The organism is Nocardia sp. (assembly GCF_025465275.1).
Lineage (GTDB): Bacteria > Actinomycetota > Actinomycetes > Mycobacteriales > Mycobacteriaceae > Nocardia.
Window position 1 is genome coordinate 13,794 of record NZ_JAODNK010000114.1, and the last position, 13,178, is coordinate 26,971.

15 protein-coding genes and 1 pseudogene are annotated in these 13,178 nt (G+C 63.9%); all 16 read right to left on the minus strand.

Annotated features, from left to right (window positions below; all coding sequences use genetic code 11):
- Positions 1-4: 4 nt before the first annotated feature.
- Positions 5-622, minus strand: a pseudogene (locus tag JWN03_RS45570) (DUF2332 family protein); the annotation flags it as partial.
- On the minus strand, positions 606-1,154 hold the full coding sequence (locus tag JWN03_RS25820) for a nitroreductase family protein (RefSeq protein WP_297620205.1): 549 nt from the start codon (positions 1,152-1,154) through the stop codon (positions 606-608). The pseudogene JWN03_RS45570 and the gene JWN03_RS25820, both read right to left, overlap by 17 nt.
- Positions 1,151-1,516, minus strand: coding sequence for a ferredoxin (locus tag JWN03_RS45575; protein WP_366914472.1), 366 nt, complete (start codon positions 1,514-1,516; stop codon positions 1,151-1,153). The genes JWN03_RS25820 and JWN03_RS45575 overlap by 4 nt, the downstream gene beginning before the upstream one ends.
- Positions 1,398-2,189 (minus strand): phytanoyl-CoA dioxygenase family protein, encoded by a 792-nt coding sequence (locus tag JWN03_RS25830; protein ID WP_366914473.1) that lies wholly within the window; start codon positions 2,187-2,189, stop codon positions 1,398-1,400. The genes JWN03_RS45575 and JWN03_RS25830 overlap by 119 nt, the downstream gene beginning before the upstream one ends.
- Complete coding sequence (locus JWN03_RS25835) at positions 2,149-3,012, minus strand: maleylpyruvate isomerase family mycothiol-dependent enzyme (protein WP_366914474.1); 864 nt, start codon at positions 3,010-3,012, stop codon at positions 2,149-2,151. Before JWN03_RS25835 ends, JWN03_RS25830 begins: the two co-directional genes overlap by 41 nt.
- Positions 2,912-3,628, minus strand: a complete 717-nt coding sequence (locus tag JWN03_RS25840) for an SDR family NAD(P)-dependent oxidoreductase (protein WP_297620211.1) — start codon at positions 3,626-3,628, stop codon at positions 2,912-2,914. The genes JWN03_RS25835 and JWN03_RS25840 overlap by 101 nt, the downstream gene beginning before the upstream one ends.
- Before the next feature lie 20 nt (positions 3,629-3,648).
- Positions 3,649-4,698, minus strand: coding sequence for a PEP-utilizing enzyme (locus JWN03_RS25845; protein WP_297620214.1), 1,050 nt, complete (start codon positions 4,696-4,698; stop codon positions 3,649-3,651).
- 31 nt (positions 4,699-4,729) lie between these two features.
- Positions 4,730-5,323 (minus strand): hypothetical protein, encoded by a 594-nt coding sequence (locus JWN03_RS25850; RefSeq protein ID WP_297620217.1) that lies wholly within the window; start codon positions 5,321-5,323, stop codon positions 4,730-4,732.
- Positions 5,316-5,828, minus strand: a complete 513-nt coding sequence (locus JWN03_RS25855) for a LeuD/DmdB family oxidoreductase small subunit (protein ID WP_297620220.1) — start codon at positions 5,826-5,828, stop codon at positions 5,316-5,318. The genes JWN03_RS25850 and JWN03_RS25855 overlap by 8 nt, the downstream gene beginning before the upstream one ends.
- On the minus strand, positions 5,825-7,084 hold the full coding sequence (locus JWN03_RS25860) for a 3-isopropylmalate dehydratase/homoaconitate hydratase family large subunit (protein WP_297620224.1): 1,260 nt from the start codon (positions 7,082-7,084) through the stop codon (positions 5,825-5,827). The genes JWN03_RS25855 and JWN03_RS25860 overlap by 4 nt, the downstream gene beginning before the upstream one ends.
- A complete protein-coding gene (locus JWN03_RS25865) occupies positions 7,074-7,337 on the minus strand; it encodes an acyl carrier protein (protein ID WP_297620227.1) in 264 nt (87 codons plus the stop codon). The genes JWN03_RS25860 and JWN03_RS25865 overlap by 11 nt, the downstream gene beginning before the upstream one ends.
- Positions 7,330-8,823 (minus strand): PEP-utilizing enzyme, encoded by a 1,494-nt coding sequence (locus JWN03_RS25870; protein ID WP_297620230.1) that lies wholly within the window; start codon positions 8,821-8,823, stop codon positions 7,330-7,332. Before JWN03_RS25870 ends, JWN03_RS25865 begins: the two co-directional genes overlap by 8 nt.
- On the minus strand, positions 8,816-9,817 hold the full coding sequence (locus tag JWN03_RS25875) for an NAD-dependent epimerase/dehydratase family protein (RefSeq protein WP_297620233.1): 1,002 nt from the start codon (positions 9,815-9,817) through the stop codon (positions 8,816-8,818). The genes JWN03_RS25870 and JWN03_RS25875 overlap by 8 nt, the downstream gene beginning before the upstream one ends.
- Positions 9,814-10,941, minus strand: a complete 1,128-nt coding sequence (locus tag JWN03_RS25880; protein ID WP_297620236.1) for an SDR family oxidoreductase — start codon at positions 10,939-10,941, stop codon at positions 9,814-9,816. The genes JWN03_RS25875 and JWN03_RS25880 overlap by 4 nt, the downstream gene beginning before the upstream one ends.
- Positions 10,938-12,107 (minus strand): acyl-CoA dehydrogenase family protein, encoded by a 1,170-nt coding sequence (locus JWN03_RS25885; protein ID WP_297620239.1) that lies wholly within the window; start codon positions 12,105-12,107, stop codon positions 10,938-10,940. The genes JWN03_RS25880 and JWN03_RS25885 overlap by 4 nt, the downstream gene beginning before the upstream one ends.
- Positions 12,104-13,126, minus strand: a complete 1,023-nt coding sequence (locus JWN03_RS25890) for a UbiA prenyltransferase family protein (RefSeq protein WP_297620241.1) — start codon at positions 13,124-13,126, stop codon at positions 12,104-12,106. The genes JWN03_RS25885 and JWN03_RS25890 overlap by 4 nt, the downstream gene beginning before the upstream one ends.
- Positions 13,127-13,178: the final 52 nt, after the last annotated feature.

Sequence of the window (13,178 nt, forward strand, 5' to 3'; positions counted from 1 at the left end):
TCAGGTCGAAGCCGACACGTGCGGCGACCCTTGGTGCTGGTAGTCGGGGCAGTACTGTCTCGTCTTTCAACTCGCAATCGATCCGCACCGGCGAATAAGTGCTGCCCAGACTCGCAGCGAACCATTCCGAGGAGTAGTGCACGACATAGGAGTCGAAATGAGGGTTCAGTCCCGAATCAGCTCGGCTGTCCGGCACGCCGAGGGTCGAGCCGCCCGCAGCCTGTGCGACGCGCATGGCCGGCGCAAGTACTGAGCACCGGTCCAACTCGTTGGCCTGAAACCTCCTGGCACGGAGAATTTCGGTGATCTGCGCGGCGTGCGTCTGCACGAATGATTCGAACGATGCTGCGAGGACTGTGCTGTCGGGATTCGTCTGGGAGGCTGAGCGAAAGCACGCCGCAAGCGGGTGTTGCACACCGGTGAGTGTTAGGTAGTGCACGGCGCTGAATAGCGCCGCCCGGGTAGCGCGGCTCCCGAAGACCGCGGGCCCGTCGAGTGCGTCCGCGTAGTCGCAGACCGCGTTCGCTAGCTGGGCATAGAATCGTGATTGCCTGGCGACTGCGGTGCCGTAGGCACGAAACACCGTGCGCGTCAAGGCTCTTCCATCAGATCGAGACGGCATCTTTGAAGTAGACCTTTCCCGAGAGATCCGGATCGACGCGACGGGCTGGTGGCGCAGCCTGCATCGGCATGCCGATGTACAACCAGCCCAGTAATTCCTCTGCCGACGCCAACTCGAGGAAGTCACGCACCCTGGGGTCGGACAATCGCGCGCCGGTCCGCCAGATGGATGCCCAGCCTTCCGAATGCAGGGCCAAACTCACCCCATAGGACACACAGACCGTCGCAGCCAGCTGCTCCCAGCGAGGGATTTTGTGGTCGGGCTCCGGACTGAAAACAATGCCCAGCAACAACGGCGCACGCTGGACCTTCTGACGTTCTTTGTCGGGCTCAGCACTGCCTTCTGCCAGCATGTCACCCAGCCGCTCGCGAGCTGCGTCACGCAGGACCACGAATCGCCATGGCCGTAATCGACCATGGTCGGGGCCGTGTGCAGCCGCGCGGATGAGCTCGAGCAGCGTTTCGTCGTCGGGTGCAGGGCTACACAGGCGGGGTTGGCTTCTGCGGCTTTTCAGCGCTACGACGAGATTCATCGCTCGTCGTAGCCGATCGAAATCGCTTGGGTAGGACAGCCTTCAACCGCCCGCTCGATCTCGGAGATAAGTCCCCCGGGCACGTCCTCGGCCAAAAGCGCCAATGTGCCCCGATCGTCCAACTCGAACACAGTCGGCGCGAAGAATCCGCAGATGCCGATTCCCTCGCACTTTGTTCTGTCGATTCGAATCCTCATGATTCGTCCCATCCTTCGGAGGTGTCGTCGATCAAGTGCCGCACCTTCAACAGATGACAAGCGGATGTTTGTCGTCGTCCCATATCTCCGAATCATCTTCCGCAGCAATGAAATACATGCCATATGCGATTCGCTCGGCGCTGCAGTCGAACAGGTTCGGGGCATGCCAGACTGCGCCATGGTGGGCGTGCATACCCCCGAAGGGCACCGTACGCGGCTGAGCCTGCACGCTATGAGCCCCGATCGCCGTTGGCAGGTCCACCCCCGATGACCGTTCGCCGAAGCCACGCAGCATCGCGTCTTGCCTGCCCCACCGGTGCGATCCGGGGACCACAAAAAGCAACGGCTCGTTGCCGCCGTCGTTGAGGTTCACCCATAGTGAGCAGATATGCCGGTCGAATTCGTACGGCGCGTAGGCACCGTCCTGGTGCCAGGAGGTTCGTCCGCCGGCGTGCTTGTCCTGCAGGATCATGCGGTCCTGCCACAATCGCCAGCGCGATTCTCCAGCCACCGCGTGCAAAGCTTGCCGAATCTGCTCCCCGGTCACGAACGATCTGAGATCGTCGTCGTCTCGAAACAGGTTCAGGCACTGGAACGTTTCGGTCGAGCTCAGTCGGAACGGGATCAGCGGCGAATCTGTGTCGAACCGATGCTCCAGCAGGTCGATCCCGAATCGCCGGAAGGCTTGTGCCCGAGCCTGTTCCAACCGCGGCGGGACCTCGGTCGCACCGTTGGCGGCATAGGCGCCGCGAATTTCCGATGACATTGCAGTCTCTTTCCTCACGGATGATCCCGGGCTATAGGTATGCGCGGGCGTGTTCGAGCAGCAGGCGGGCATTCGGGCCCTCGACGTCGAACGATTTCTCGAGGTCGGGGTTTCGCCGCCCTACAGCGAGCAACGCCCAACTCTGAAGGCAGCCACGGATCTCCTCGTCGGCGGCGGTATCGCCGAAACTGCAGATATCCCCTGTCTCGTCGTCAACCAGCGTCAACCGGATTCGTGCATGGCTGTCGTATCCGACTCGCGCCTTGGCCATTGCGTAGCGCACCGATTGCAGTGACAGCTCCGTAACGCACGCGGCTCCCTCGGCCGAGTACCGAGCCTCACGGTCAAGAACGGCGCGAATGTCGCCGTGGTGGGCCCAGTACTCCATCGTCCGTCCCATGGCCAGGTGTTCGGCACTCATTCCGAATCCCCATCGCACACGCTCGCTGCCGACGCAGGCGGACAAGGCGGTCCAGCATCTGTCCGATGCCTCCTGCGACCAGCGGCGCAGCTGCAGCAAATGCAGGTCCGACGCGCGTTCACAGCCCGCCGCGGTGAACGCCTCGGCACTCGGGAAGGCCGGCACAACGCGCTCGAATGAGCGGTTGCCGCCGTGCACGGTATCGGCGGCGACCTCATCGGTGTCGGCGAGGTGTGCGATCTGGTCGCGAATCGTCCAGCCCGCACAACGGGTTTCATGATCCAGCTCATCGACTGTCAGCTCGGCCAACGTACGACGGTAGAGGGACATCTCGTCCATCAGCACCCGAAGGCATCGCTGGTAGCCAGCCGGGTCACCTACCGAGTATGGCCCCACCATTGACTCCCAGGAATTGGCCGGTGACGAACCCGGCTTGCGCGGACGACAGGTACGCGATCGCGCCGACCACATCATCGATGTCGCCGAACCGCCCGAGCGGGGATTCCGCGGCCCGTCGCGACAATTCAGCCTTTGACGGCTCACCACCACCGAAGAACTCAGTGCCGTAGGTGTAGCCGGGCACCACGATGTTCGCGGTGCCTCCAATTTCCGCCATACGCGCGACCATCGAATGGTTCCAACCGTGAAGTGCGGACTTCGCCGCCCCGTAGGAGTCATTGCCGCGCAGGGCCGCGATCGAACTCACGGTGATGAGGCGGGAATTCTCCTTCGCGAACAGCGGAAGAACGGCCTCTGTGAGAAGCACAGCCGTCAGCACATTCGTCGAGAAGTCCTCCAACCAGCGCTTATGGACCGAATTCAGATCGGTGCCGGTGGTGCGCGATTTCCCGCCAGCACAATTAACCAGTACATCAACGGATGAACGGTCTTCGAGCGCCCGAGCAACATCATCAGGGTTGGTCAGATCACAGGCTTTGAATTCGACGCTCGGACCGAGTTCTTCGGCTACTGTCGCCAATCGATCGGCACGTCGCCCGAGGATAAGCACAGAGTCGCCACGCTTGACGAAATCCTCGGTGACCGCACGACCCATTCCCGAACCACCGCCACTGACAACAACCTTGCGCATGATTCCAATGTCTCCGTCCATCAGGTGTTCAGCCGGACCTGTCCAGCGTCGCCGTCGACCGTAACGGCGTCGAGTGAGCGCAGCAATGTTGTGCCGGTCGATGTCCCTGTCACACAAGGAATCCCCAGTTCTCGGGCAATTATCGCGGCATGGCTCAACGCACCGCCGATATCGGTGACCACTGCCGATGCCTCTGCCATGATCGGCACCCAGTCGATCGACGTGAAGCGGACGACGAGAATGTCGCCGGGCTTCCAATCTGCATCTTCGGGTGAATCCATGACCCTGGGCCTTCCGGTGTGAATTCCCCCGGATGCAGGTATTCCCGCCACGATTCCAGCGTCGTGAGTCGGAAGACTCGGCGCAATGTCACCGGGAATCCGGGCGGTCGCAGGTCGACACTGCAGCCAGACGACGCGGCCTTGGGCAACGCAGAATTCGATGTCGCTCGCGCCGATGACGGCCTCTTCGATCGCCAGACAGCGCGCGGCCACGGCCTGTCCCTCGGCCATGAGGCGGTCGCCGTCGACCAGTTTCCCTTGCCGCCAGATCTCCCGCGTCGGCGTGACCCGTCCTGCGACCACGGCGTCATTGCCTGAGGAGGACCACTCGAGAATTCCGCCACCCACGCCGTCGCCGATCCAGACCCCAGCCGCTTGCGCCTCGAAATAGGGCTGCAGCACAACGGGAATCGGGCCGAGCACCGCGCCGTCGTGGACGGCGTGGACTCGGGCATTGGCCCCCGATGCCCGCACCCGATGCAGTGCGGCGGGCACTGCGCTGCTGTCGACTGCCAGCTCAGAACTGAAAAGACCTGCATACGAGCGCTGTCCGCCGTCCTCCACGGTGGCCGACGAGCGGACCGCCCAGCGTTGCACCATCGGGTCGAGCCGGGTGGTATCGAAAGTGTCAGCAGGGACCGTATGTGTCACGAACCATGTCGGCGGCGTCGGCACGCCGGCACGCCGAAGCCGGACTAGCCCGGCGGCCTTCCCTCCAAACTGCGCTGCGATATCACTCAGCGCCGCACCGGAATCGGCGACGTCGTCAATCGCGCAGATCTCGGTCACGCGAGGCCCTCCTCAGAATGTGTGCCGATCATCAGTAGCCGTCCGCCGCGGTTCTCGCCCGCCCGCTCAGTTGTAGGAGCTCGGCATGCAGCTCCATCCACACCTGATGGAAGGATTCGGCCCGGATCCCGGAGATCGCCGAATCGTCTCCTCCCGCAGCATGATCGAGCAGCTTCAGAAGTCGCTCACGGTAGTCGTCGAATACCCTGGCGACCCCCGTGTGGGCACCGAGGGGGAAGGTGAGTTGGCTGACGGCTATGTGCAACTCCGTGGCGATCTCGTCCGTGGAGAGGGTTGCTCGGTGTGACTGCCAGCGCGAGATCGTTGCCTTGACAGCCTCGTTCGGTCCGATGAATGAGCGGTCGAACTGTTCGACGAGCTCGAGGTCGCGTGGCTCGGCATGGTCACGCCACCGTTCGACGGCTGCGTCGTCAGCGGCGATTCCATCCGACGTGACGATCCAATTGCCGCGGACCGCTCGCACCAGACCGGCTTCTCGGATTGTGTCGACCAGGACCCGGGCCTCCTGCGGTGGCATTCCGAGGATCTTGGCCAGCGGTTCGACGCCCAAACCGGCCCGCAACCTGATGACGTGTAGTGCCGCCTCGGCAGGCGTGTCAAACATGGGGTCCCACTTCCAGGCGGGTCTTGAGGCGTTCGAGTAGACCGCCGCCTTCCAACAGTTCGATCAAGAAGTCCGGCACGGCGGGGCATCTCAGTTCGACAACGCTGGTCTTGATAACGCCTGTGGCCAGGTCGATCGTGATTCCGCCGGTGTCCGGCAGCGAATCCGGGTCCGGGCATTCCAATACCGGCAGGCCGATATTGAAGGCGTTGCGGTAAAAAATCCTGGAGAATGATGTCGCGACCACGATCGGCACTTGCAGGTCACGCAGGGCGGTGGCAGCGTATTCCCGGCTGGAGCCGCACCCGAAATTCCTTCCGGCCACAATGATGTCGCCGGGCGCGAACTGTTCGGCAATGGCGGGGTGCAACGCTTTAAGGCCCTCGAGCGCGGCCCGAGGAGATTCCGAGGCCAGTGTCATGAAGCGGCCCGGGTAGAGGATGTCGGTGTCGACATTGTCACCGAGACGCCAGCGCCGCGCCGTAGCGGCTATTTCGATGATCATCGTGTCTCCAAGAACTCGCGGGGGTCCACGATCCGTCCAGCGACCGCGGCAGCGGCGACCGCGGCGGGCGAGGCCAGGTATACCGAGGCCGCAGGATTTCCCATACGACCCTGGAAGTTTCTGTTGGACGCGCTGATCGAGACCTCACCGTCGCCGAGTACGCCGTTCTGCAGCCCGGCGCAGGGACCGCAGCTGGGACTCTGCACGATGGCGCCGGCGTTAACGAAAACGTTGAGCAGGCCGTCAAGGGCCATGCGTTGGTAGACCCGTCGCGAGGCCGGGACCACGATGAGCCGTGTCTTGTCGCTGACCCTGCGCCCGTTGAGGATTCGGGCGGCTTGCACGAAGTCGTCGTATCGCCCGCCGGTACACGAGCCAATGAACGCCTGCTGCACCGCGACCGGCTCAACCTCTTCGATGGGCTTCGAGTTGGCGGGGTTGTGCGGCACGGCGCACATCGGAACCTGTTCGGACAGGTCGATGTCCACCTGATCGATCACACCGACACCCGACTCCGTGGGCACAGCCCCCCAGCGACGGACGAAACCATCCAACTCCGGGCTGCTGAATAGTCCCACCTTGGCCCCGAGTTCGACGGCCATGTTCGAGAAGACCGTGCGCTCATCCAGCGACATGGCTTCTACGCCTTCTCCATCGAATTCCAATGAGCGGTAGGTGAATTCGGAGGTGCCGAACCGGGCGAGCAGGGACAGCACGACATCCTTGGCGTATACGCCGTCGGGCAACCGCCCTTGGAGGCGAACCCGGACCGACTCGGGCACCTTCAGCCACAGACGGCCGAGCGCAAGCACCGAGACCATCTCGGTTGTCCCGATACCGGTGGCAAAGGAACCCAGCACCCCCGCTGTGCAGGTATGGGAGTCGGTGCCCACGACCACCGAACCCGGCTGGACCAGACCGCTTTCCAGCAGCGTTTGATGGCTGGGACCGTCGTAGAAGGCGCGGTTCACGATGCCGTGCCGTTCGGCGACCTCGGTCAGGAACGCATTGTTGGCGGCCTGGGCGGTATTCGCCGCGGGCACAAAGTGATCGATGGCCAGGAACACCCGGTCCGGGTTCCACACGGGCACGCCGAGCTTGGCGAACTCCCGGAACGTCGGCGGACCGAGGACGTCGTGGGTCAGGGCGACGTCGACATCACATTCCACCACCTCACCGGGAACGACACGTCGGCCGACTTTCTCGGAGAGAATGGCTGCGGCAAGCCCGATTTCGCGATTGATGTCACTGGCCATGCTGGACTGCCGATCGTAGTTCGTTGATCAGATCGAGCAGCTGTTGCACGGTGTCAGCTGTGACGATACGAGGATTGTCGATCAGGCTGACGCCGAACCGGTCCTCGAGCACACTCATCAGTTCGATGGCCGCCACCGAATCCACGCCCAGGTCTCTAATGAACGAATCGTCGGGCCGCAGATCACGGGCGATGCGAGTGACCTCAGTGTATGCCTTCGCGATATCGGCGAGGCCAGCCTTGCTTTCAGTCATGAATCTTCACCTTTCCTGTCCCACCGTCGATCGCGATGACGACGCCGGAGGGAATTGCTTCGATGTCCGCGCCGACAATGCAAGGGATGCCGTACTCGCGGCAGAGAATCGCTAAATGAGACATGGCGCTGCCTCGGCGGCTGACCGCCCCGGCCGCGAACCGCAACAGCGGAACCACATCGGCGTCGGCGGCCTCACACACGATGACGAAATCCTCGTCGGGGACGTCCTCGTCGGGACGCACCGCGATACCGCTGGCGAACCCGCCCGACACCCCGCGGGGCTGCACCCGCACGGCCGCCGCGAGCGGCTCGAAAATCTCGCCGTCACCGGTGATCTCGATATTCTCGGGCAGACCCACCGTCAGCGCCTCCTGGCACAGTTCGGCGCGCTCGGCCGCAGTGTCGGCCAGTACTCCCTTGACATCATCGAGCAGTTCGCCGACTGTGAGGAACGGCCACAGATCCTCGGGCACTGCCCGCTCGCTCGCCACTAGCGGCGCGAGCGTGCGGAATACATGCAGCACCCGCATCACCAGTGATTTCGAGTGCTCGCGGCAGGCCATGGTCTCGGCGACGGTTTTGGTCACCCCTGCCATGACCCGGTAGCGCGCGCCCTGGTACATGCCAGCGAGTGCGTCGGCCGGTGCCAGGAACGATTCGTAGCGCTCGGTCCCCTCCGCCTCGACCTGATGCCGGTAGGAGTATTTGGTCCAGATCGAATGTTGGTGCGCGACTTCGTAGAACGGGTAGTGCAGGAACTCCGCCGAGTTGGTCTCCCCGGTGACTGCGAGCCGGTGCAACCGTTTCCACACCAACTCGCTGGGTCGGGTCAGCAGCGCGATCACGTCGTCGGGTTGGTCGCAGACGCGTTCGAGGACCTTGTCCTGGTATCGCGCCAGCGGCACCAGGCTGGTCGTTGAGAGAATATGTTCGTACCAGCAGGATCGGATCAACGTCGCCGCTTCTCGTGCCAGCGAGGACGCGCTGTAGGCGTCGGCGAGGACGATCCGGGCCTCGAGGTCGACCAGACGTTCTTCCAGATTCCTGATACGCACCACAGCCAGCGCGATCTCCCGGCCCATCCGCACGACACCGCGCATCTGATTGATCTTGTTCTCGGCCAGCGCCCCAAACGAGGCCGGCGCGGGAATGCCCTCGAAGTACGCCAGGCCGACGTCGTCAGCCGTCACCCCAGGCACCGATGCAGCGATCTGCGCGTATGCCGAATAGTTGTGGTACGGACGGCATTTAAAATATCCGAGGAAGGTGTAGTGCTCGCCGGTCGTCCACGACCGCGCCCCCCACATCTTCTCGGTGAGTCGCCGAGTGGCAGCTTCCATCGGCGTTCCCACCAATGACCACGAGAAGGGCGAAAGTCGTTCCGGGGCAACCTCACCGAAGTTGCCCGCCGAGTAGATCCGGAAAGCCGGATGCGGATCAGTGTCGAGAGGCCCTACGACGCCGAGCCTTTCGCATTCACGCATGCGTGTACCTCACGTCGATGTGTTGGGGTCGCGACCAGGACTGTCCGGCCATGGCGGCGCTCATCTGCTGGATGTAGCCCTCACGGCCGCGCACCTCCCGAGTGAATTCCGAATCCGCGCGGGCGTCGACGTCGACCCAGCCGTGGGCGTAATCAGTGAGGTTCGCATCAGTCCCGATACGGCGCATAAGGGTGCGCATGAGCCATTCAGCACGGCCGGTGTCGGCCTTGATGATTCGCGGGTATTTGCCGAAGGGCAGGCAGATCCGCGTTAGGATCTCGCACAGGCTCGGGTTCTGTGGATCGAACCAGGTGACGGTGCGTCCGAACTCGGTCCACTCCGCCATGTCGACGACCAATTCCGCGGCACCGAGCACATCACCCACGTAACAGGGGTACTGCCCACCGTCGGTGATCGGAATCGGATACCCCGCAAGGGCCATCGGAAACAGGGCAGGCAGACCGTATCGGATATCGGGAATGGCTGCGTCGTATCCCAGGCCCAGCAGAGGACCGAACCTGACGATGTTGTGCCGGGTGGCCGACTGTCGCACCCGATGCTCAGCGACGTACTTCCCGTATTCGTACCAGTTGCGGAACCGCTGGCCGACGAACAATTGGTCGCTGGCGACCGCCTTGTCCGGCTCCCCCAGCGCCAGAATCGAGGACACATGCACGAGGCGCGGCGGATTCGCCGCCGACTCCACCAGTTGCAGCAAAGTCGCGATGCCACGATCGTGCACCTGTAAACTCTCAGTGCTGCTGGACTGCCACGACACGCTGCCCGCAGCGAAGACGCACACGTCCGCCTCGGTGATAGCAGCGCGGGCACGCTCGGCGCCGAGCCCGGGCGCTGTCAGATCACACTGCTGATGCTCCCAGGTCCCGACTCCTCGATGGCGTGACAAAGCGACCACACTGTGCCCGCGTTCCTGACATCTGTCGGCGATCAGCGCGCCCAGGTACCCGCTGCCGCCGATGACAGCTACTCTCATTCTCGAAACCTCGCGAGTGGACGGTGTTTGGGCGCACTGATCGATTCCCGGACTCCATCGAGCCCGAATGTCAAGCGCGCCGCCGTTTCCAGCGACACCGAAGGTATGGTGACCACGCCGTGGGCACCCAGTACGGTGCGCAGCGCGGATCGGTCGAAGGTGCGATCAAGTCCGATGTAGCGCAAACCGATGAGTGCGTTCTGCCAGCGGCCGTCCAACCGGGCGAACCGCTCGCCCAGCGCGGAGGCGTTGACCACCTGGCCCCGGTTGGCGGGCACGATCCGTATCCACCGGTCGAAGGCATAGGGATCGACCATTCGGCCGGCTTCCACCAGCGCACGCAGCGTTGGCGCCTGTGCACCATTGGCGATGTGGACGAACTCGATTCCCGACGGCACGGATTGCGCCGCAAGAGCTTCCGCGACGGCGAGCAACATCTCGGCGGCCTTGTCGCGTGGCATGCAGTCCACCCGTGCGTTGCGCATGGCGGGCAGCAGTCCCAGCGGGATGTCGTTCCACCGTTCAGCCAACAGGTAGAGCGAATTCTTGTAGAGGGTCTCACGGGTGGTCGAATCACCGAGAAGCGCAGGGAGTCTGGCGATCAACACCGGCACCTCGAGGGTGCGGGCCGCGCGCAGCACCGCCTCCTCGCCAACCCATTTGAAATGTTCGTAGCGGGTGCGATCACCGCCAGGACCCAGTCGAGTCTCTGGCACGGTGCCTACCGCCGATCCCGCCACGTAGGTCGTCGAAGTGTGCAGGTACGGAATAGAGCGACCGGAAATGTCACCCAATCGGCGAGCAAATCCGACCCCGTGCACGGCACCAGCCACATTGCTCGTCTGCAGCGACTCCGCGGTTCCCATCCAGACGGTGCTGCCGGCGCAGTTCACGACACAGGTCACCTCGTGGGCGAGGCGTTCCAGCACATTCTCCTCGACGCCCCAATGCTTGACAGAGACGTCGCCGGTGACCAATTCGATTGCACCCGAACGTGATTCGATCCGTCGCCGCAGGCGAGTGGCTCCGATGGACGGGCGCACCAACCCGATCAGAGGCGCTGGCGTCACGTCGGCGATGGCGTGACCCAGCTGACCGCTGAGACCGGACACCAGGACCGTCATGAGAGCGACACCCGCGTGTCGTACCGCGAGTCGGCGCGCAGATCCCCCGCGACCATTTCTAGCATCATCTCGTCGCTGCCACCGCCGAGGCGAGCCAGTCGCGAATCGCGCCATAGCCGGCTCATTGGCGTCTCATCCTCGAGATAGCCGGAACCACCGAAGATGTGCATGCATTCGCTCATGACGCGCTCGCACAGGCGGGCTGCGGTCACCTTCAGTCCGGCGACATCTCGTGCTGAGCAACCGCTTCCCGCCGCCAGTCGTTCGCCCGCACCGTAAACCGCGAATTCCAACACCGTCACCTTGGCGGCCAATTCGGCCAGCCGCAGCCGCAGCGCTTGATGGTTGATCAAAGCGGTGCCGAACTGCTGGCGGCTTTGTGCGTGCGCGGTCGCCAGGCCGAGGGCGTACCGGCAGCCCCCGACTGCCTGTGCCGCCACCGACAGCCGTTCGTGCATGAGCGCCCAGGAGGCCACTGCCAGCCCGCCGCCGACGCGGCCCAGGATCGCCTCGGCGTCCAGTTCGGCGTCGATGCGCACCCACGAGGTGTCGAGGCAGGACGTGCCCACCTTGGAATGCTTTTTCACGGTGTGGATTTCGCTGGCTGGCACCACCACTGTCGTGAGCAGCGCCGGTTGGTCGTCGTCCACCACGTACTTGCCCAGGATGATCGCGAAATCACAGACCTCGCCCAGTGAGAGATACTTCTTCTCCCCGCACACCCGCACGCGGCCATCGCCGAGCGGCGTGATCCGCGTGCTGATACCGAGCAGGTCCGACCCGCCGACGGGTTCGGAGGCGCCGAACGCGCCGATCGTGGTGCCGTCCAGCACACCATTCCAGAGCTTGCGGTGGTAGTCATTGCCACCAAAGCGCCGCAGCGCGGAGGCACAAGTCTCCAACTGCAGGCTCAATCCGACCGACAAACCCAGCATGCCTTGGTTAGCGACGCGCTCAGCGACGAGCAGCCCGAGAATGGGATCACCGGTCACCGTCTCGTCCGGCCAGCGTTGATGGAACAGTCCCGCCGTCGCGAGATCCTCGACGAATTCTCGGGGGAACAGCCCCTCGCGCTCGGCATTGGCACCGTAGCGGTCGCAGGCCGCTGCGATGATCGCATCCAGGCGGGCGCGCTCCTGCTCGCCCTCATGTCCCGCATATCTCATGACCGCTCCAAATTGTCGGCGGCGACGAGGCCCGCAGTGGTCGCGGTCCCCTCGCTGAGTGCTTGCTGCTGACGCCGAATCCCGCCGCCCACCACGCGTTTGACGTAGACGCGACCGCCTCCGCGCAGGAGGGTGAACATCACTGCACCAGCGATCAGCGCGGTCACGGGCGAGAAGACGGCGACCATCCCTGCGTGCCGCCAGAACTCACCGCTCTTGAACCGCTTCATATCGGCCATCCGGGTCAGCCGGCCCCGGTCGGGTTCACACATCGCGCGATATGTCGAGCCGTAGTTCGCCGCCATGACGCCGAGGCCGAACACCTCGAACGGCAACCACCACCACGTGCCGTGGACGATGCCGCTCACAACGACCGGAATCGCACTCGCGAAGCCCAGCATCGCGGCCAGCCGGTATGCGGCCGGTGCGCCCAGCCGGATGGCGACGGTCATGTTCCCGACAGAGGCGTCCAAGTCCACATCACGTAGCGCCGCCAGGATGTTATTGGAAATACAGGCCAACACGCAGTAGCAGATGATCGAGGCCAACGCCCACCACGCACCGCCGCTGGCGAAGATCCATGCGATTACCGCGGGAACCGTCTGTGGAATGGTGACCATGACCGAGGCCACGATCCCGTCGTCTTTGACCTTCGAGTACGCCACCGACGCGACCACCGCGCCAAGCATGATCCCCAGGGCAAGCATGAATCTCGGCACGGTGTGGGCGGCGAAGCCGAGCACCACGAAGGCCGCGATCAGATAGACCGCCGCCCAGGCCCAGCTCGCTTTGCGGGTGATGATGCCCGCGGGCAGCGGCAGATACGGCGCGGTGACGTGATCGCCCTCTTCGTCGAGGATGTCGTTGACGATGAACAGACTGCCGCCCGACAACGCGCAGAACAGCGCCAGCAACACAATGTCGCGCGGGGCGTTGCCGCCGGGGCCGGTCGCCTCGGCGGCCGCCCAGCCCATGAAAGCCGGCCAGATGTTGATGTTCGACAGATGGATGCGGGTCATCCACCAAGCGGATTCGCACCGCAGCAGGACAGCATGCACGGATATACGCACG

Excerpts from the sequence above, each read along its gene's own strand:
- JWN03_RS25820 (WP_297620205.1), bottom strand. The coding sequence starts at position 1,154 with ATGAATCTCGTCGTAGCGCTGAAAAGCCGCAGAAGCCAACCCCGCCTG.
- JWN03_RS45575 (WP_366914472.1), bottom strand. The coding sequence starts at position 1,516 with ATGCCCCGAACCTGTTCGACTGCAGCGCCGAGCGAATCGCATATGGCA.
- JWN03_RS25830 (WP_366914473.1), bottom strand. The coding sequence starts at position 2,189 with ATGCCCGCCTGCTGCTCGAACACGCCCGCGCATACCTATAGCCCGGGA.
- JWN03_RS25835 (WP_366914474.1), bottom strand. The coding sequence starts at position 3,012 with ATGATGTGGTCGGCGCGATCGCGTACCTGTCGTCCGCGCAAGCCGGGT.
- JWN03_RS25840 (WP_297620211.1), bottom strand. The coding sequence starts at position 3,628 with ATGCGCAAGGTTGTTGTCAGTGGCGGTGGTTCGGGAATGGGTCGTGCG.
- JWN03_RS25850 (WP_297620217.1), bottom strand. The coding sequence starts at position 5,323 with ATGTTTGACACGCCTGCCGAGGCGGCACTACACGTCATCAGGTTGCGG.
- JWN03_RS25855 (WP_297620220.1), bottom strand. The coding sequence starts at position 5,828 with ATGATCATCGAAATAGCCGCTACGGCGCGGCGCTGGCGTCTCGGTGAC.
- JWN03_RS25860 (WP_297620224.1), bottom strand. The coding sequence starts at position 7,084 with ATGGCCAGTGACATCAATCGCGAAATCGGGCTTGCCGCAGCCATTCTC.
- JWN03_RS25865 (WP_297620227.1), bottom strand. The coding sequence starts at position 7,337 with ATGACTGAAAGCAAGGCTGGCCTCGCCGATATCGCGAAGGCATACACT.
- JWN03_RS25870 (WP_297620230.1), bottom strand. The coding sequence starts at position 8,823 with ATGCGTGAATGCGAAAGGCTCGGCGTCGTAGGGCCTCTCGACACTGAT.
- JWN03_RS25875 (WP_297620233.1), bottom strand. The coding sequence starts at position 9,817 with ATGAGAGTAGCTGTCATCGGCGGCAGCGGGTACCTGGGCGCGCTGATC.
- JWN03_RS25880 (WP_297620236.1), bottom strand. The coding sequence starts at position 10,941 with ATGACGGTCCTGGTGTCCGGTCTCAGCGGTCAGCTGGGTCACGCCATC.
- JWN03_RS25885 (WP_297620239.1), bottom strand. The coding sequence starts at position 12,107 with ATGAGATATGCGGGACATGAGGGCGAGCAGGAGCGCGCCCGCCTGGAT.
- JWN03_RS25890 (WP_297620241.1), bottom strand. The coding sequence starts at position 13,126 with ATGACCCGCATCCATCTGTCGAACATCAACATCTGGCCGGCTTTCATG.